14 protein-coding genes are annotated in these 20,260 nt (G+C 46.1%); 9 read left to right on the top strand and 5 right to left on the bottom strand.

The annotated features are described in order from the left end of the window. Positions 1–128: 128 nt before the first annotated feature. The 5 genes from H8K52_RS04620 (at position 129) to H8K52_RS04600 (ending at position 9,342) form a co-directional block, all read left to right on the top strand. Positions 129–1,541 carry an NAD(P)/FAD-dependent oxidoreductase gene (locus H8K52_RS04620; RefSeq protein ID WP_186921709.1) on the top strand — a complete coding sequence of 471 codons (1,413 nt, stop codon included), beginning with the start codon at positions 129–131 and terminating at the stop codon, positions 1,539–1,541. A 242-nt stretch (positions 1,542–1,783) separates the two neighbouring features. Further along, entirely contained in the window at positions 1,784–5,215 is a 3,432-nt protein-coding gene (gene dnaE / locus H8K52_RS04615; RefSeq protein ID WP_246464285.1) for a DNA polymerase III subunit alpha, read from the top strand. Between the two features lies 1 nt (position 5,216). After that, complete coding sequence (locus tag H8K52_RS04610; protein ID WP_186921707.1) at positions 5,217–6,515, top strand: O-antigen ligase family protein; 1,299 nt, start codon at positions 5,217–5,219, stop codon at positions 6,513–6,515. A 10-nt stretch (positions 6,516–6,525) separates the two neighbouring features. Next, complete coding sequence (msbA, locus tag H8K52_RS04605; RefSeq protein WP_186921706.1) at positions 6,526–8,262, top strand: lipid A export permease/ATP-binding protein MsbA; 1,737 nt, start codon at positions 6,526–6,528, stop codon at positions 8,260–8,262. A gap of 63 nt (positions 8,263–8,325) precedes the next feature. Then, positions 8,326–9,342 (top strand): M28 family peptidase, encoded by a 1,017-nt coding sequence (locus tag H8K52_RS04600; RefSeq protein WP_186921705.1) that lies wholly within the window; start codon positions 8,326–8,328, stop codon positions 9,340–9,342. Between the two features lie 2 nt (positions 9,343–9,344). Here the strand turns inward: H8K52_RS04600 and H8K52_RS04595 are convergent, their stop codons facing one another. The 3 genes from H8K52_RS04595 to H8K52_RS04585 form a co-directional block, all read right to left on the bottom strand. After that, positions 9,345–10,166, bottom strand: a complete 822-nt coding sequence (locus tag H8K52_RS04595; protein WP_186921704.1) for a substrate-binding periplasmic protein — start codon at positions 10,164–10,166, stop codon at positions 9,345–9,347. A 562-nt stretch (positions 10,167–10,728) separates the two neighbouring features. Next, a complete protein-coding gene (locus tag H8K52_RS04590) occupies positions 10,729–11,484 on the bottom strand; it encodes a substrate-binding periplasmic protein (protein ID WP_186921703.1) in 756 nt (251 codons plus the stop codon). Between the two features lie 95 nt (positions 11,485–11,579). Next, positions 11,580–13,409, bottom strand: a complete 1,830-nt coding sequence (locus tag H8K52_RS04585) for a DUF885 domain-containing protein (protein WP_186921702.1) — start codon at positions 13,407–13,409, stop codon at positions 11,580–11,582. Positions 13,410–13,703: 294 nt separating this feature from the next. On the opposite strand from H8K52_RS04585, the gene H8K52_RS04580 reads away from it, so the two are divergent. After that, the gene (locus H8K52_RS04580) at positions 13,704–14,834 is read left to right on the top strand and encodes a serine hydrolase domain-containing protein (RefSeq protein ID WP_222613674.1); all 1,131 of its coding nucleotides are present in this window, start codon (positions 13,704–13,706) and stop codon (positions 14,832–14,834) included. 196 nt (positions 14,835–15,030) lie between these two features. Here H8K52_RS04580 and H8K52_RS04575 read toward each other — a convergent pair whose 3' ends face one another. Then, the gene (locus H8K52_RS04575; protein WP_186921701.1) at positions 15,031–16,020 is read right to left on the bottom strand and encodes an integron integrase; all 990 of its coding nucleotides are present in this window, start codon (positions 16,018–16,020) and stop codon (positions 15,031–15,033) included. A gap of 203 nt (positions 16,021–16,223) precedes the next feature. On the opposite strand from H8K52_RS04575, the gene H8K52_RS04570 reads away from it, so the two are divergent. The 3 genes from H8K52_RS04570 to H8K52_RS04560 all read left to right on the top strand — a co-directional run bounded on the left by H8K52_RS04570 (position 16,224) and on the right by H8K52_RS04560 (position 18,499). After that, positions 16,224–16,577, top strand: a complete 354-nt coding sequence (locus H8K52_RS04570) for a hypothetical protein (RefSeq protein ID WP_186921700.1) — start codon at positions 16,224–16,226, stop codon at positions 16,575–16,577. 90 nt (positions 16,578–16,667) lie between these two features. After that, on the top strand, positions 16,668–17,693 hold the full coding sequence (locus H8K52_RS04565; RefSeq protein ID WP_186921699.1) for a DUF4917 family protein: 1,026 nt from the start codon (positions 16,668–16,670) through the stop codon (positions 17,691–17,693). Between the two features lie 125 nt (positions 17,694–17,818). Next, positions 17,819–18,499: a hypothetical protein gene (locus tag H8K52_RS04560; protein ID WP_186921698.1), complete on the top strand. Its 681-nt coding sequence runs from the start codon at positions 17,819–17,821 to the stop codon at positions 18,497–18,499. Between the two features lie 229 nt (positions 18,500–18,728). Here the strand turns inward: H8K52_RS04560 and H8K52_RS04555 are convergent, their stop codons facing one another. Next, entirely contained in the window at positions 18,729–20,189 is a 1,461-nt protein-coding gene (locus tag H8K52_RS04555; RefSeq protein ID WP_186921697.1) for an N-acyl-D-amino-acid deacylase family protein, read from the bottom strand. Positions 20,190–20,260: the final 71 nt, after the last annotated feature.

The following is a 20,260-nucleotide window of genomic DNA, read 5'->3' as shown; positions in this document are numbered from 1 at the left end:
AAAACCACATTTTTTTACACATCTAGAAGCTGGCACACTATCTGCTTATGTCTTTCTTTGTTTAGTGCAGAGACCCGGATTTGATCTTTGTGGTTTCTGTGAATCACTTTGATGACGAAGGCAACATTATGGAAATTCGCAGTTCTGACCAGCCTCAATCGCTCGATGTGTTGATTGTTGGTGGTGGGCCGTCGGGAATGTCTGCCGGGATTGCCTTGCTTCAACGTGGTGATGTCGATGTTATGTTAATTGAGCGTGGTGATTACACTGAAAATAAATATAGTGAGTCCCTGTCTTCAGGTGCTCGCTCAACAATTGAATACCTGGATGTCTGGCAAAATTTTTCTCAAACACAGGATTTGAATCCATTTTATAGTCAAGTAACATGGGGTAAAGAGACTCAGCGGCAATTAGGATATATGTTCACCCCAAATGGCAGCGGATGGCATCTCGATCGTTTAGCGTTTGAGAAGCTATTAGCCAGTAAATTTGTCAAACTTGGTGGAAGACTGCGGTGCAATAGTCAGGTTATTACCTGTGTGCGACGCGCCGAAGGTGGTTGGCAGGTTGACATCAAATCGGATGATCAACACATGCATACGATACTTTGCAAGTACATTATTGATGCCTCAGGTCGCCGCGGCATCATGCGCACCAATCTTAATATTGCCTTGACCGTACATGATCGCTTGATTGGAGTCTCATGCGTAGCGCAAATTTCGGACGAGTTTCAACAAAAAATAGAAAATCAAGTCGAAGCTTGCAAATATGGCTGGTGGCATTTGGCACCGATGTCTGGTAATCGGGTTTCGGTTGTATTGATGACCGATCCTGATATCGCGCACAAAATGCAGGTCTGTCATCCTGATGTTTGGCAGGGGCTGTTAAAAAAATTACCATTTATGGGACAGCTAGTAAAAGGTTTGGTATTTACAGATAAGCCACGTTCTTTCCCTTGTTTTTCTTCTTATTTACGTGAAGTCGGTGGTAAAGATTGGGTCGCGGTAGGGGATGCTGTTGCCTCTTATGATCCAATTTCATCAGCGGGCATTCCGCGTGCGCTTTCGAGTGGTTTGCATGGCGCTTTTATTGCGGTTGATAGTTTGTTTTCCAATGGAGAATTGCTAAAAACATACTCGCATGCCATCGAACAAGACTTCAAACAATATTTACAAACCCAGTGGCAATATTATCAACGCGAAACACGTTGGCCAGATTCTGTTTTTTGGGCGCGCCGACGCGCCGTGATTGCGATTTCTAGAGATGCAACGATTCATGCAACACATTATTTTGAACAAAAATTAGCCAAGGCACCAATACATCTAAAAAGTAATGAGTTGCATGATCTTTGGTTGTTTTGTGAATTGGGCAAACCTGTCCGAGAAGTGATTGCGCTTTTTTCACAGCGACATTTGCACTTGCCGGAACAAAAAATTTTATTGGGTTTGCAAGAATTAATTGAAACGGGTTATTTGGAAATTGCTATTGCCGATGAAGAAGATAGGGTCTTTTTCAATACCGAACGTTTATATCTGGATTAAATATGATACAACATGACTAATTGATTGCTTTACCTGAGTGGAAAAGTCATACGTCGAGATTCAAATCTACGTGTTTCTTTCTAAAATTTTGCCCTAATGTCAACGCATGTTTGTCATCCAAGCAAGCGGCAACACGGTAAAATAGCGAGATGAATACAGAACTCGCACTCTCATCTTCCTCTTCTCTTCCGGCGCCTGTAACAGGCGCTGTTTTTTCTTATCCGCAGTTTGTGCATTTACGGATGCACTCTGAATACTCCATTGTTGATGGCCTGGTCCGCTTAGATGACGTCGTCAAAGCAGCTGTCAAAGACAAGCAGGCTGCCTTGGCATTGACAGATTTAGGTAATTTATTCGGCTTGGTCAAGTTTTATAAGGCAACGCGCGGCAAAGGCATTAAGCCAGTCGCTGGTTGTGATGTCTGGATTACTAATGATAACGACAGGGATAAACCATCACGTCTATTGTTATTAGTGAAGTCGCGTCATGGCTATTTGCGTTTGTGCGAGTTGCTTGCAAGAGCTTGGCTAGAAAATCAGCATCGTGGTCGCGCTGAGATTAAATTCGAATGGCTGCAAGAGCTGTTTGAAAATGATACAGAACAAGGTTTGATCGCCCTGTCCGGCGCGCACTTTGGTGATGTCGGGATTGCGATCGATAATGGTAATTTTGAGTTGGCAGAACGCAATGCGCAGCGTTGGGCTAGTATTTTTCCAAATCACTTTTATATCGAAATCCAAAGAGCCGGTCAGCCAAATATGGAGCCGCATGTCAAACAAGCGGTAAAGCTGGCGCAGCGTCTGAATTTGCCTGTGGTTGCAACGCATCCTATTCAATTTTTAAGTAAAGACGATTTCACTGCGCACGAAGCTAGGACTTGTATTGCCGAAGGTGAAATGCTGGCAAACGGCAGGCGCGCACGAAAATTCAATGATCAGCAATGCTTTAAATCGCGCGAAGAAATGCTGACTTTGTTTGCTGATATTCCCGGTGCGCTGGCGAACTCGGTGGAAATTGCTAAACGTTGCAATTTGAAATTAGAACTCGGCAAGCCGAAACTGCCGGATTTTCCTACGCCTGAAGGTATGACCATCAATGATTTTCTGGTGTTCGAAGCCAAGCGCGGTTTGGAATTCCGATTAGAAAATCTTTTCCCAAATCCAGAAAAGCGCGAACAAAATCGTGAGCGTTACGAAGCGCGTTTGAAGTTTGAAACCGACACCATTATTAAAATGGGTTTCCCCGGTTACTTCTTGATCGTTGCGGACTTTATTCAGTGGGCGAAAAATAATGGTGTGCCAGTTGGGCCAGGCCGTGGTTCTGGTGCGGGTTCTTTGGTTGCGTATGCGCTCTTGATTACCGATCTCGATCCGTTGCAATACAACTTGCTGTTCGAACGTTTCTTGAATCCAGAACGCGTATCCATGCCCGACTTTGATATTGATTTCTGTCAGGAAGGTCGTGACCGCGTGATTCAGTACGTGAAAGATCGCTATGGCAAAGACGCAGTATCGCAGATTGCCACATTCGGAACTATGGCGGCCAAGGGTGCGATTCGTGACGTCGGTCGTGTACTCGATTTTGGTTACATGTTTTGCGATGGCGTATCTAAATTAATTCCCTTTAAGCCGGGTAAACAAGTGACGATTGCAGAAGCGATTGTCGAAGAACCCTTGCTGGCGGAACGTCAAGAGAACGAAGAAGAAGTTAAAACTTTGCTCGACTTAGCACAACAAGTCGAAGGCATTACCCGTAACATCGGTATGCATGCCGGTGGTGTTCTGATTGCGCCGGGTAAGCTCACCGACTTCTGTCCTCTCTACACGCAGGGTGGCGATTCGGGTGTGGTATCGCAATACGATAAGGATGACGTTGAAGCTGTTGGTCTAGTCAAGTTCGACTTTTTGGGTTTGACCACGTTGACGATTCTTGATCGTGCCGTGCGCTATATCAAAATGCTCGATCCAGCGCTGGCAGATTTTGATTTATCCAAATTGCCGTTAGATGATAGAGCATCCTACGAGCTCCTCACCAAAGCGAAAACTGTCGCCGTCTTCCAGCTAGAAAGTCGCGGCATGCAAGGCATGTTGAAAGACGCGCGTCCTGATCGTTTTGAAGACATTATTGCGCTGGTGGCTTTATATCGCCCGGGTCCTATGGATTTGATTCCTGACTTCTGTAAGCGTAAGCACGGCGAAAAATTTGATTATCCTGATCCACGTACCGAAGGTATTTTGTCCGAAACCTACGGCATCATGGTTTATCAGGAACAGGTTATGCAGATGGCGCAGGTGGTCGGTGGTTACTCACTTGGCGGCGCGGATTTGTTGCGACGTGCGATGGGTAAAAAGAAAGCCGAAGAGATGGCGGAGCATCGCCAGATTTTCCGCGACGGTGCCGCCAAGGATGGCTTGCCGCAAGAAAAGGCCGATGAGATTTTCGACTTGATGGAAAAATTTGCGGGCTATGGTTTTAATAAATCCCATGCTGCTGCGTATGCACTTTTGTCCTATCACACCGCGTATCTGAAAGCTCATCACCCAGCAGCGTTTATGGCAGCCAATATGTCGCTCGCGATGGATGATACCGATAAGGTAAAAATCTTAGTTGAAGACGCGATTGATATCTGCAAGCTAAAAATGTTGGCACCCGATATTAATCAATCCGATTATCGCTTCATGCCGGTGGGCGAAACTGGTAAGAGGGCTACGCAAATTCGTTATGGTTTGGGGGCTGTCAAAGGCTCTGGTCAAAATGCGATTGAAAGCATCGTCACCGCGCGCAAAAACGGTGGACCGTTCACCGACCTATTTGATTTTTGCAAACGCGTCGATAAGCGCCAAGTCAATCGTCGTACCATCGAGTCCTTGATACGTGCCGGCGCAATGGATTGTTTAAAGCAAGATAGAGCGGTGTTATTGGCGACTGTGGATTTTGCTTTGACCGTTGCAGAACAGGCTGAAGCTTCAGCGAATCAGGTCAGCTTATTCGGCGACGATGATGACATGATTCCACCTCCAGAATACGTGACGGCCGAGCATTGGTCTGATCGTCAGCGTTTGCTGGAAGAGAAGCAGGCACTCGGTTTCTATTTGTCTGGGCACTTGTTCGATGCCTATGCGCCCGAAGTGCGGCAGTTTATTAAAACGACTTTGGCAAAAGTAGAACCTTCGCGTGACTTGCGCTTGATCGGTGGTGTGATCGCCGGATTACGTACGCAAATGACGCAACGTGGACGTTTGTTGATCGTCACTTTAGATGATGGTACGGCGGTCGTCGAAGTAACGGTGTACGGCGAATTGGCGGAAGAATTCAAAGGTATTTTTAAAGAAGATGAATTCTTGGCTGTGATGGGCAAAGTGTCCGAAGATCGATTCAATGGCGGCTTACGTATCACCGCAGAGCGCGTGATGGATATTGGTCGGGCTCGGGTACAATTTTCACAGGGTTTGCGCGTCAAGCTCGATGCTAAGGCGGATACCAAAAAACTCGCAGAGATTTTGCAAGCGCATTTGAACAATGACGGTTGTCCAGTGTTGATTGCTTATGCAAATCAAACAGCCGCGGCTGAGTTGTATTTGTCGGATGCCTGGCGAGTGAATCCTGACGACCAACTGCGTAAAAAACTCGGTGATTGGCTAAGCCCAGCGAACGTGAAGATCGAATATAACTAATATGTCCATACCAAAACTAATCACGAATCCAGATTGGCGCCAGCAATTGCCGGCGCAAATTCTGAGCTACCTACCGCTTACGCTTTTTTTTCAAGTGGGCTTGATGTATGCGGGATTGGTTTTGTTTTTATTGGCTTGGGCCTTGTCTGGTGATTGGCAGGCTAAGCTAGTGCGGATGAGATCATCCGCCTTGCTCTGGCCAGTCATAGGTCTAAGTTTCATCTCTGTGCTAATCAGCTTTATTCATGCACATCCGGCCGGTGAATTTGCGGCTGCTTTTTCCCATTACCAGACGTATTGGTTTCTGTTCCCCATGTTGAGCGTGGGTAGCGGTGCGTGGCAACAAAAAGCGGTGCGCAATTTTTTCCTTGGCGCGATGATCGCTGCCAGCTTGTTTTATCTGAATAGTTTGGGTGTCCTGCCTGATATTAAACTCGTCAAAAGCTATGTTTTTTATGAGGGCAATAAATCGATACTTTTGGGTTTACTTCTGGCAATAGCGGCTGCATGGATGTTGCACGAATGGCGTTGGCGTAAGAATTGTCATGTTTGGCGGGCACTGAGTTTTGTCTATGTCTTGATTGCATTAGTCCTGTGCGCTAAGTCACGCACTGCTAGTCTATTGTTTTTGTTGTTGTGTGGTTTGCTGATATTCCGAAATTTTAGTTTTCGCTGGTGGCAACTGGGCGCCATCGCTAGTAGCTTGTTTGTCGCTGGCTTGGGCATTTCGTATGTCGCGCGACTACCTGCGCCGGTCACCTGTCTGGCGCAAGAAATGCATGAAGACTATCAAATGAGTGGAGTCCAGATTTTTTTAAACCGTGCAATTTGCACCGTGCATCAGGTGCGTGATTTTGGGCAAAATAAGCAAGTCACGCAAGATGGTATGCGGCTCGAGTTATACATGAATACCTGGCAAATGATTGGCCAGAGTCCTTGGTTAGGACATGGGATTGGCAATTGGTTATCCATGTATCAGGAAAAAGCAGAAGGGCAGATCAGTGTCAATATGACGACGCCGCACAATGATTATTTATTGTATTGGTTTGAACTTGGCATCGCGGGATTGTTGGCACTATTAGGTATTTGGGGGACGCAATTACGTATTGCTCGCCAGATGATACATGGGACGCAAAGTGAGAAGGCGATGCTGCTTGCGATGCTGACTGTCGGTATGATGTTTGCTGCTAGTTTTAATGCGATCTTACGTGATGGTGTATTTGCTTTTGCGATGTTGATTTTGCTGGCGATACCTTTAGCAGGTGTCAATGAGCATACTTTGCGCCGTACAACGAATTAAATAAAGAGTGATGGCTAAATTAAATACCCCAATTCTGAAGCGTCTTTGGATCTCGGTGACGCAATACCGAGCCTATTTAATCCTGACCATATTGACGATGTGCGGTACGGCATTGACCGAAGTTGCTTTACCGTGGGGCCTGGGGAAATTGCTGGATCATGGCTTTAAGGGACAGCAAATGGATTTTCCGCTGTGGTATGTGCCAGCCATCTTGATCGGTATCTTTGTCATCCGTGGCGCTTGTACCTTCACCACCAGTTATTTAATGAGCCGGATTTCGGTGAACTTGCTTAACGAATTACGGGCGAAAGTCTTCGATAAATTGCTGCATGTGCCAGTTGGTTTTTATCATACCGAGTCAAGTGGGCGCATCATCAATACCATTATGTTTGAAGCCCAGCAAATCGTCGAGATGGTCAAGGTATCAATCACGACTTTGTTCCGGGATTCACTGACGGTGGCGGTGTTGATGGGCTATCTGATTTGGCTGAATTGGAAGTTAACTTTAGTGACGATCATTTTGATTCCAGGCATGACGATTTTAGTGCGTGGAGTCAGCAAACGTCTGCGTAAGCTCAATCATCAGTCTTTAGAAGTTAGTGGTGAATTGACGCAGGTGATAGAAGAGACGACCCGTGCCCATCAGGTGATACGCATTTTTGGTGGTCAAGACTACGAACAACAGCGTTTCGAAGCGAAGAACAAAAAACTCGGTAGCTACACCATGAAGAGCACGGTGGCAGTATCTTTCACTACGCCCCTGACGCAAATTTTGGCGTCCCTGGCAGTTGCTATCGTGATCATGTTGGCCTTGGCGCAAGCTCGCAAAGATGCCACGACGGTCGGTGATTTTGTGACCTTTATTACCGCCATGATGATGTTGTTGACACCACTCAAACGGCTGGCTGATTTGAATGGTCCTTTACAACGTGGTATGGCTGCAGCCGAATCGGTATACGGCATGGTCGATGCAATCCCTGAAGTCGAGATTGGTCATACGATTGTAGGACGTGCTTCGGGCAAGTTAGAATTTAACGGTCTGAATTTCACTTATCCCGGGCAGGAACAGCCTGCTTTGATTGATATTAATTTGCAAGTACAAGCTGGTGAAACGATTGCTTTAGTGGGAATGTCCGGCGGTGGTAAAACCTCGCTGGTAAATCTGGTTCCGCGTTTTTATGAGCCAGCGAGTGGTGCGATTTTATTAGATGGTGTGACGCTCGCTGATATTTCCCTTCAGAGTTTGCGTCAACAAATCGCTATGGTTAGTCAAAATGTGATTTTGTTCGACGATACGATTGCCGCCAATATAGCCTACGGTGATCCAACGCCAGATACGGCGCGTATCACGTATGCGATTCAAGCGGCGCATTTGCAAGATGTGGTGAGTGAAATGCCGGAAGGTGTACATACCATGATCGGCGATAACGGCATGCGTTTGTCGGGAGGGCAACGTCAACGTTTAGCTATCGCCCGAGCTATTTATAAAAATGCGCCGATCTTGATTTTGGATGAGGCGACCTCGGCCTTAGACAGCGAATCTGAGCGGGCGGTACAAGCGGCGTTGGATGAATTGATGCAAGGCCGCACTACATTAGTGATCGCTCATCGTTTGTCGACAATTGAACGCGCCAGCCGAATTGTGGTCTTAGTCGAAGGAAAGATTGTGGAAGTCGGTACGCATACCGAATTGCTGGCAAAAGAGGGGGCTTATGCCAATCTTTATCGCTTACAGTTTGCCGCTTGATTTAAGATTTATTACAGCTGTATTTTTCAAATACAGCGAGTTTCATTTTTCGGGAGTCACATAATGAAGGTGTCGGTCTCTTTGCTGTTCGCTATGCTGTTGGCGAGTACTATAGGTTGTGTGATGGCTGCAACTGATGATAGCCAGAAAAATGGTGCATTCTTTAATGTTGGTCATATTGATGCGGCGATGAAGCGCTTTACTCGTGCGCCGCATCCTATGAATAGTAGTGAACAGAAAAAATTGGCTCAGGACATCAAGGCTGGTTTAGTTAAGCATGGCTGGCAGGTGCAACTACAAAAATTCAAAACAAAAATTCCGAATTTGGCACATGAAAAATTGGGCGGCAAAGATAAAAATGTTGCCCCAGTTCGCGAAGTCGAAGGTGAGAATATCGTTGCTATTTCTAAAGGAAGTGAACGATGTTTGCTGTTAATTGGCGGGCATTACGATACCAAATTCTATAAAGATTTTACATTTGTCGGCGCGAACGATGGCGGCTCCTCCACGGCCGCCTTGCAGGAGTTAGCACGCGTTATTCAAGTGCATCGTCAGCAAGATAGCACCGCAAAACATGCAGTAAAAGAAAATGGTCGCTTTATCGATTGTAGTATTGGTTTGGTATTTTTTGATGGTGAAGAAGCGACTTTGCCAGAATGGGCGGATGCTGACCGTTTGCTGGGAATTACTGACAATACGCATGGTTCACGCGCTTTTGCTGGCAGCCTGGTGAAACAATTCGAAGGCATTACCTATCAAAACCTACCCGTCAAAGCGGTTGTGATTCTAGATATGATCGGTCATAAAAATCAGAATTTATTTATTACGACGGGTTCGAATCCGCAGTTAGCGCAAAAATTATTAGGGCAAAAAACGACGACTAAAATTTTTATGGCAAACATTGCGATAGAAGATGATCACTTGCCGTTCGCGCAACTAGGGTTGCCGTTTTTACATATCATCGACTGGACTAATCTATCGGAATGGCATACACCAAGAGATACGCTGCAAATTATTTCGAACAAAAACATTGCTGATTTTGGCGATATGTTGGTGCGTTTTTTAAAGCAAAAGCGCTAAGTTCACTTCGGCGTCAGGATACGCAAAATGGCGCCGTTTTTCTTTCCCCTGGCGATGGCGGCATTGAGACGTTTAATGATTGCGTCGTGCTTATGCAGTGAGGCAGCGAAATGCAATTCATCAATCCGCAGGGGTTTGTCTAATACGGTAAACGCAGTTTCTTTCGCATCTAAAACATGCGACTTATCAACGACTTGCATGTGTCGTAATAAGGCTTCAACTTCGCGTGGGTCAGATTGACGCGCACCAAACAACATGACATCCATGCGGCCCATCGATAATTTTTTTAATCTCGCGACATGAGAGGCGGTGTCTTCTTCGATTGTAAATAATATGTTTTTATTGCAATCAAAATCGTCGCCGTAACTGACACCTCGTATGACACCTATTGTCTTTCCCCTAAGATCAGCGAGCTGAGTGAAATTGAATCGCTGCTCTTTTGCTGTTACCAACCAGACATAGTTCGCGTAGATAAATTCAGAAAACTGCATAGTTTCCAAGCGTTCCGTATTTTTGGATAGACCAAAGGCAATTCCTTCACCATTTTTTACATGGTTGAGCAAACGCGACATGGGAAAATAACGCACTTCAAAACTAACATGGGCTTCTCTTTCAAAATAAAGAAAGAGTTGACGGATATCGTCTTTGACGGGAATCACTTCTCCCTGGTCATTTCTCAATTCGCGTACCAGTAGCGTCACTTTATTAGTTTGCAAGGATTGAGCATGTGCCGACATTAGCGCACCTAATACGAGTAGGCACGAGAGAAAGTTGCGCCAACTGGGAGCGCGAAAATGACGACCAAAATTGTCGAGGATTGCCATTGGTTGTACCACTTATGCTACAACTGCATTAGTTCGTTAGCGTCCACTATAGGACTCGATTTGCCGCTGCTTTCTTTGAAGAAAGTATAGGGGTGTTTGCCAAAAAAACCAAAACATTTAGGCTAGTGGACTTTTGTTGAGGCGAAAAAAACGTCATCCCAAGACAACTTGAGATGACGAAAAAGGGAGATTGAAACAACGAGTACAGACAAAATTAACTTGTATGTACAATTGATTCGAAAGTAGTGTCCGATTCCTGCGAAAACTATGCAAGTCCTTTGGGATGAACGGTGGGTTTTACGGAGTGGAATGTCCGATATCGCGTATCAGTGCTTTAGACATTATTTTTATTTAAAGTTGTTTTGATACTTCTTGAGTGGCTCTGCATGCGATAGCGTTGAGTAGAAGTGGGAGCTGGACTGCAGGTTTGGCTATAGCTTGTCAAAAGCTTTCGAATTTCTTAACGCACGCGTCTCTGATTCAAATGCGAATGAGGCTTGCCTGCTTCGTGTACAACTTGTACGAGCTTTTTGTGAAAGAGTGTAATTGATGTTTAAGACGCTCATTTATAAGCATCGAGAATTTTTTGATAAGTGCCATTGCTACGTATTTTTCGCAAACCATCGTTAAATTGATCGCGTAAGTCGACATCGTTAAATACAACGCTATACGGTGTCTTGGTTTTGATAATGTCGTGGAAGGTCAGCGGGACTGTCGTATCAAACTCATTTCCTAACTGGCGCCGATAGTGTTCAAAGATGGTTTTATCAATGATGATCAATTGCACGCGATCCGCCCAAAACATTTTGTTTTGGCTTACCTGGCTAAAGGCCTGGTTGTAATTTTTGGGAAAGACACCGTTGGTATCGGGACGATATGCCGCCTCAAACTCGCGCCCGAGATTTTTCCAACCATCTTGCCAAATAATAAAACTAAACTGCTTGAGATCATTCAAGTTATTGAGCTGAATCCCCTGACTGCTTTTACTCATCACGATATTTTGAAATTCCAAATAAGACTCAGAGAAAAACAATTGCTTGTCCTTGTTATCTTGTACTGTGGCAGCAGCATCGACTTCCTTGTTTTTGGCTGCTTTAATGAGACGTACTTTAGGCATCGTCGTTACAGAAATAGTGTGGCCAGCCAGTGCCATAATTTGTCGTAATAAATCTATTTCTATGCCTTGATCGACATTATCTTTGCGAAAACAATAGGGTGCCCTGTCGCTGGCGAACGCAATTTTGAGTTCGGCTGCGGTTACTGGACATGTTAGTAACAGCAAGCTCAAACTCAAAAGTGAATTCAGGTAATGCTTCATAGCAGCCCTATTTTATTTGTACATTGATATTGAACCTTTGTGTCATGCAATGTGACTGCAATCAGTACAAAGGCGTTTTACTTACTGTCATCAATTTACTTGCTTTTTGCAATCCACTTCTCGATCTGGGTCTCTAAAATGGGCATGGGTAAAGTGCCATCGCCAATGACAATTTCATGAAACTTGGGCAATGTGAACTTCGCGCCAAGTGCTTGCTGTGCACGTGAGCGCAACTCAAGTATTTTGCGTGCGCCAAGTTTGTAGCTAAGGGCTTGCCCTGGTAAAACCATATAGCGCTCAATTTGATTTTTTGCCCTGGCTTCAGAATAGCCAAGGTTCTTTTGCATGTACGCAATCGCCGCTTCACGTGTCCAGCCTTTTGCATGTATGCCAGTATCAACGACTAAACGAACCGCGCGCATGAGTTCGTCGTTTAAATGGCCGAAATACGCTTCTGGGTTATCGTAAAAACCTAGTTCGCGACCTAAGGTTTCGGAATACAAAGCCCAGCCCTCGGTGAAGGCAGCACTGTTTAGATTTTCAGTATTGAACTTGCGAAATTTTGGTAAATCTATTTCTTTTAGGAGTGCCGCATGTAAATGATGACCTGGTTGCCCCTCGTGTAAAAATAAAGTGACCATACCGACCCGGCTGTATTGTTTTGGGTCATTGACTACAGGCCAAAAGATACCAGGATGCGAACCGTCTGCAGATGGTGGCGTGTAGTGATCGGATGCGGTGGCACGGCTGAGTTCCGGCTCTAACTGCAATTCCATTTTGCCTTTGGGAAGCAAACTAAATAGTTCCGGCAATTTTTGCTGCACTTGGGCGTCAATCTGACGATAGGCATTGAGAATCTCGGTATCGCTGGTAAACGATTTGAACTTTTCCTGGCTACTGACCCATTGCGGTAGGTCAATTGCCGGCCCGGTATAGCCGAGTTTGGGACCCAGTTCTGCCCATTGCTGTTGAATGCGAGCGACTTCTTGTATTCCGAGTGCATGGATCTGATCGGGCGTTAAATCGGTGGTGGTGTTATTTTTAATCCGCATTTGGTACCAAGCCGCGCCATTTGGTAAGGCACTGTAACCGCTAGTATCGCGTCCTGCAGCCAGATAGTCCGTCTCTAAAAAATGCACCAGTCTTTGCAAGGCTGGTGTCAGTTTGGTACGGATCGCTTGGCTGTAGGCTTTTGTCAGTTTCTGCTTGTCGGCTGCTGAAAATTGAGCCGGTAAATTCTTGATTGGTGTGTAAAAAATACTGGCTTCTGCGTTAGCATTTGGTAGTGCCTTAAATTGTGGCAGCATCGCTAAGGTGATCGCTTTGGGTTGAACGATGCCGCGCTGTATGCCTTCACGCATATTCTTAATCGCTTGTTCTATCCAAGCGGGTAATACATTGAGACGTGCCAGATACGCATAATACTGTGGCACGGTTTTTAATGGCTGAGAGCCATCGCCACCAGCAAAATTGGCCAACGTGCTTGGTACATTATCCATTTGATTAATCGGTAATAAATGCTCGGGGAAATGTTCAAGGTGCAGCGCACTGTCTATCTCATAAGACAGCAAATCATAATTTAGCTGGTCTTTATCACTGAGTTGAGTGCGCACGATACTTCTCAATTGCGCCTGCATTTTATGCATGTCTGCAAAGTGCTTAGCACGGTTTTGCGGCGCGATACTGATTGCCAGTTGACTATCGTAGCGGTTATCGCCATTAATACTTGCAAATAGCAGCGGATCAAACTTGGCGCGAGATTCGTAATACGCATCAGCCAATTGATTGAGCTGTTTCTGGGCTTGTGTCTGGCTCATTGCTACTTGCCCTTGTGCGGCAAGACTGATACTGGGTGTGATGATGTTAGCCGCAGAAAGTAGGGCGATGCTCAAACAACTAAGATGCAAGCGTTTCTTGAATGCCATGACGTATCCTGTCTAAGAATGTGGTAAGCAATGTTGTATAAAAATGCTTTGAATTGGTTTTAATTTGCGCAGAAATGTGGGCTTATCGGTTTGGGAGGCTTAAGGCTGAGAATACCGCAATTTTTGTATTTAGGGCATGAAAATGGATCGGCAGACAACACTTGAGGTCATCTTAGTAAGAAAGTGTTCAGTCCTGTAATTGTTTGTAAAAAGTACTGTGACAAGGATCGACTCGATTTATGCTTAGCGCATTCTTTCCACTTGTGCTCTACTTTTCTCCAAGATAGGTGATTTATGTTGATAGCGCCACTGACCCACAAAGCTTTCCGATCACGCCAACTCACTGTGCTAATTGCGATGCTATTTTGTACCGCGTGCGGTGGCGGAAATGCAAGTAGCAATCCAACGACCGGTACGCCGACGACACCAAGCACGCCTGGTAATAATTGTTCGGTGACACAGCTAGAATCAGAGATGAATAGTCAATTTGCCCAGTTGGTGAGCGATACCGATTTTTCATTTGGTGTCGAGCGTGATGATGGTCGCCGTTATGTGTATCAACGCGGCAGCTCTCGTATGCAGACCTCATATGAATCTGCATCGACTTCCAAACTGGTAAGCGCGGTGATTATTTTGCGCTTAGTGGAGCAGGGTTATCTTAAATTAGACGACAAACCGCAAGATCGCATCAGCAATTGGCCGATCGCAGCAAGTTCGCCATTGGCGACGATGAATTTAGCTAATTTGCTTAGCTTTACGTCGGGGCTAACTGAGGAGCCTTTATGTGTGAACGCTGGCTTTATTAATTTTGAATCTTGCGTGAATACGATTGCTAATTCGAATGCTGGCAATCAGATTATTCCTGGCAGCGAATTTTATTACGCCAGCACACATTTGCAAGTCGCAGGTTTAATGGCGATCAAGGCACGCGGCGTCGCCTCTTGGCAGGACGTTTTTAGCGAGTTTAAACAACAGACTGGCTTATTCAAAAATGCCAGTTATGATTTACCGTCGTTGAGCAATCCACGTTTGGCTGGAGGCATGCATTGGACAGGGGAAGAGTATCTAGATTTTCTCTCAGCGCTCAAAAAAGGGCGATTGTTAAACCCGACATCGATGGCACAATTTCTGACAGATCGTACCGCCACCGCAAAACTCGTTTACTCACCTGCCGCCGCCTTGGGTGAAGTATGGCATTACGGATTTGGCTACTGGCATGAATGTCAAAGTACCAGTTTTAATTGCGCACCAGCGACGCGTATTTCTAGTCCCGGCGCCTACGGCGCTTATCCATTTTGGGATAGAAGTAAATCCTATGTCGGCATACTCGCTCGTCAGGGAGAACTTGGTACCTTCACAAAAGGTGCGGCACTTGAACGGGCGATACGGCCTAAAGTAGAGGCTTGGTTGGCTTGTGCGGGGTAATGGGTATTTGTATCAAACGAGTCAACAAGTTGCATTTAAAATGAGCTATTCTATTGCACGGAAAAGCGCTATGCAGTTGCAAGCTGCGTCAACGTTTGGACTAGCGCATTTTAAGAAACGAGAAATGCATTGCGGTGAGGTGGAGAGGCACGTTGTCTATTAGAGAAAAACGGCAACAAAAGGGTGCACAACGAACTTACTTGTAGAGACTATCCAAAGGGCTGCGAGTATTGCTATGAATGTTGCCTGCATGTGTGTAAATCATTGTGGTGCTCAGGTCCGCGTGTCCCAATAGTTCTTGAATTGTACGAATATCGCAGCCTGATTGCAGCAGATGGGTGGCAAACGAGTGGCGTAAGGTATGTGGCGTAGCGGCTAGATTGATGCCAGCGCGTACTTTTGCAGTGGTAAAAGCACGTTGAAAACTGCGATCAGTCAAATGCTCGCGAACGTTCCTACCCGATGCTGGATCTATCGTATAGCGCGTCTGTGGAAATACCCAATACCAAGCCCAAGTTTGCCCCACTGTCGGATAAAGACGAGCGATGTTCGACGGCAAAGGAACGTCGGCTACATTAGCGGCACGATCTTTAGCCCATATGCTATTGGCAAACGCCAGCTGCGCATTGAGCAACTCCAACAGCGCAACTGGCAGCATCAGACTGCGATCCTTCTTTCCTTTACCCTCTCTCACGGTAATAGTCTGATTCGGAAAATCCAGATCTTTGACACGCAAATTGAGCGCCTCATTAAGTCTCATTCCTGTACCGTATAACAGCTTCGCCAATAACAAATGCACGTCAGACAAATGAGAAAACAATGTGCTGATATCTTCAGTGGACAGCACGACAGGCAAGCGATGACTTGCACGAGGCGTACCAATCGCATTGAGCCAAGGCAGATCAATTCGGAGAACGTGTTTGTATAAGAATAGAAGTGCCGCGAGTGCTTGCTTATGCGTCGATGCCGACAACGCTTTTTCATTGGCGAGATAGCTCAGAAAGACCGCCACTTCTGCTGCACCCATATCTTTTGGATGCCTCAATCGATGAAATCGAATATAGGAACGACACCAATACACATACACTTGTTCGGTGCTGGCGCTATAGTGTTTATACCGAATTGCTTCCTTGACTCGATCCAGAAGCTTGGTAGAATGCAAAGGGATTGCAGTGTCGGTTTTCATAGAAAATTTAATACTGATTAAATATGCAGTGCACCCATGAAGAGCCTTGCTGCAAAAGGGCTTTAAGAATATTTTTTAAAAATTTATGCGAACTGTGTCGGTTTTATTCGACGAATGGTCGCGGAAAACACGTTATGCATCAATGAGAATACGTAATCAGTCGTAAATTTATGTAATTTGAAGTGTCAAGACTACATGTGCCTATGAATTCAATTTTTCGCAAACTAAAAATATTCACTCTTTGGATTGGTGGGATCGTACTTCTTCTCGTCGCAATATTAGAGGCTTTTTCTTTTTGTGTGACTTATCCATATTACAAAGTTGAAATTGGAATGAGCGAAGACCAAGTGATAGAAATATTCGGTGAGAGCCGACCATTGGCGGATCGGGGCGAAAAACCATCTTTGTGTGAAATGAACGTTTGGTATGGTGATTGTAAAGCTGTGCAAAATAGTCAGGCGACTTATTTTCTTACTTTCAAAGTTTTTTTTGACACCTACGCGATAATTGGATTTAAAAATAATAAAGCAACGTATAAGGGAATTGGAGATGCATAACAAAACAGTCGGTAGTGACGCCGTATTATTTGCCATTCTTTGTGCTAGCTGCAGTCCGCGGCGCACATCACTTTTGCGTTAGCACTCACCATGACACTACTCACATTTGCTAACGCGATAGCAGAAGCTCAAAGCTACAACCAGCGTCATCTTTTGTTGGGAAATGGCTTTAGCATCGCTTGCCGCCCTGACATTTTCCAATATGGAAAACTGTACGAGGAGGCCGATTTTTCAAAGCTATCGCCTACGGCGAAACTTGCCTTCGAAGCGTTGGGGACGCAAGATTTTGAACGCGTAATCAAAGCTCTTCGAGATACCAAGAAAATATTGTCGGCGTACGGTGGCGTTGCAGAATCATTTCTCGATATGCTGGAGAGTGATGCCAACGGTCTTCGTGAACTACTCGTACAGACAATTGCGAACAGCCATCCGTCCTTCCCAGGTGAGTTAACTGAAGTGGAATATGCAGCGTGCCGAGAGTTCATCTCGCATTTCACTTCGATATACACTTTCAATTACGATCTTCTCCTCTATTGGGTGCTTATGCATACCCCAGAGGGCGAGGACTCATGGTCGGATGATGGGTTTCGGAAATCATCAGATGATTACGATGCTGACTACGTTGTTTGGGAACCAAGCCAAAGCCATGAGCAGAACACCCACTTTCTTCATGGAGCTTTGCATGTTTTTGATGCCGGAACGGAGATTCAGAAGTACACATGGAATAACACCGGGGTCAGACTAATTGATCAAATTCGGCACGCACTCTCCAAAGATTTTTATCCAATATTTGTTTCTGAAGGAACGAGTGCCGAAAAGTATGAGCGAATACGACATAACGACTATTTGGCAAAAGCCTACCGCAGTTTTTGTAGCATTGGAGGTGCGTTATTTATCTACGGACACTCGTTGGCCGAAAACGATGAGCACTACATCAAACGTATTGAGAAGGGCAAGATTGCGCATGTTTACATAGGCCTTTATGGCGACCCTTTGAGTGAGGCGAATAAGCGTATTACCCGCCGCGCCAATCAAATGATCAACGCCCGTCGAGGAAAGGTAGGCCTCTCTGTTTCATATTTCGATGCTTCCAGCGCAAAGGTATGGGGCAAATGAGTGCTAACATGACATTCGAAAATGACGCGCATATAAGCATCTCTTTAGAATATATTGATCGGTGCGCGCGCCTTTCAATTCGACGTTAAGCTGCAACAACTACTGACAAAGAGCGAACTTACGAAGTGAAACCTAAAAACGAACTACCTTGGCGTCGCCGTGAATTGCCCCAACCAAAGATTGGCCGCGGGCCTGCATTTCTTAGCTCACGAGTACTCTGGGCTGGAGCATTTGCAGCTATGGGAGCGCTAGGCTCTTTTGTATTACTTCAGGGTGTTGACAGTCTGAAAAACATGCGCACACTACCATCTGAGGTAAGAACGACCTACAACACCTTTCTTGGATGGTACTTTGATGATGCGAAATGGACTGGTACTTGGTCGAGTCGAGAGGAAGGAAATATTGAAGACTTCCGGCAGTCAGACTTGCCACTCGAACTCACGATGTCATCGGAGAGAGGCAAAGTCTCTGGAGAAATGTTCAATCTTGGTGTTTGCTCGTTAAATCCACTACTCGCACCGGTGTTAATTGAAGGCGAGATCAATGGGAAGGTTTTGATTGCGTACGCTTACGCATATGTTGGGGGAGAAAAGAGGCTCCTTTACACCTTTGATATGAGGCAGGAATCAGTCGATCCGGTTGCAACTATTAAACCCATAAAGAATCCATTACAGCTTTTGCCAACCGAGGCGCGGCTTGTGCGTCGGCTGGAGGAACAAACCGCCGCAAGTGATGTGACATCAGCGCCAAATGCTACCCATCCTGATTTTCAATGCGCTGAATCTCCGCTTCAGTACATCCAATGATTGCAGAAAGAAGGGAAACTGCCGAATGCAAAGGAACTTGGAGTGGGTGAGCTAAAACAGATACCCGCCTCTAAGTAGCTTATGGGCGTGTTGCGGCTTAACCATTCATTGCATGGACCTGCGCCAGCTACGCTGGCTAGTCCGCTGAGTTCAAACGTAAAGGCACAACTGGTGCAATTCAGTTGCTTTTTTTGTGCAATTAGTCATTCGCTGCACGTGCTATTTCTACTTACGTCGAATAACGTTCGCTTTGTCTATCTAAAAAACGACCAGCTCGGTTCGCAGTTGGCTTCGCATTTGCCAACGCAATTTCTCCATTGACGAGTACCCAATGTATCCCAGTTGCGGCTTGCTTCGGGGATGCGAACGTTGCTTGGTCAGAGATCGTGGCAGGATCAAATACCACCAAATCAGCCCAGCAATTGAGCGCAATCCTGCCCCGTTGTTTCAAACCGAAATGATCGGCGGAAAGTGTGGTCATGCGTCTTACTGCTTCTGCCAAAGTGAATAATTTTTTCTCGCGGCTATAATGCCCGAGTACACGGGGAAAAGCGCCCCACAAACGGGGATGTGGGTGACTGTCATGTGGCAATCCATCCGATCCTATCATCGTATGTGGATAGCTTAAAACACGTTCCACGTCATCTTCACGCATTTGAAAATACACGGCACCAGCAGGATGCAAACGTCGTGCCGCCTCTTTTTGATCAACTTGCCACTCGGCTGCAATGTCAGCCAAATCACGGCCTTGCATTTCTGGATGTGGCTGTGAAAAGCTGATCATGATGCGGATCACGCCATCGACATAATCGGGATCGAGTACGGTGGAGCCTGCGGTGTAGGGATAAGCGTCGATGCCGATTGCTTGCGTTTTTCGACGTTCGGTAACATAGGCCAAGGTTTCTGTGGTGCGTCCCCAGTTCGCGGGACCTGCGCATTTGTGATGCGATAGGATGACAGGTAATTGTGCTTCTTTACCCGCATCGCAAGCTTCGGCTAAGGCATCGAGTACGCCATTGTATTCATCGCGTATGTGCGAGGTATATACACCACCGGCTGCCGCACTGATTTTGGCTAAGGCGATGACTTCGGCATTGTCAGCTGCTTTACTGGTTTGATAGAACAGGCCTGAACTAAAGCCTAATGCACCGGCGTGCATCCCTTCGGCGAGCAGGTCTTGCATGAGCTTGATTTCATCCGCATTGGCGCCGCGATTCAGATCGGCGACGGCATTCACGCGTAGAGTTGAATGCCCGATTAATATCCCAACGTTGACTGCTGGCTGTACTTGCTTCACAGCCTTGGCATAATCTTGAACGCTAGCGTAGCGGTAATCTTTTTGTGTGCCGATTAAGCTTAACGGCGCTGGTGGTATTTTATTTGCCAGCCATGGTGACAAGCTGATGCCGCAATTGCCGGTGATGACGGTGGTCACGCCTTGCGTCAGTTTTGGTAGCATCGCTGGCGCATCTAAAACTTCTCTATCGTCATGGGTGTGGACGTCAATGAAGCCGGGGGCAACCGCCAAGCCAGTAGCATCGAGGATTTCATAGCCATGCAAACTCAGTGCTGGTGCGATTGCAACGATCTTTTGATCGACAATCGCGATGTCGGCACGATAGGGCGCGGTGCCGCTGCCGTCAATGACGTCGGCGTTGCGGATAATGATGTCGTAGGTCGGCTTAGTCATGGCTTTTGTAGCTCGGATGTACGCCGAGCTGTAGTTATTAAAGTTCGGCGGCGCGGGTTTCACCCGCCTTA

This window comes from Affinundibacterium seohonense (assembly GCF_014284305.1).
Taxonomy (GTDB): Bacteria; Pseudomonadota; Gammaproteobacteria; order Burkholderiales; family Burkholderiaceae_D; genus Undibacterium; species Undibacterium seohonense.
This window is presented reverse-complemented; position numbering and strand designations above follow the sequence as displayed.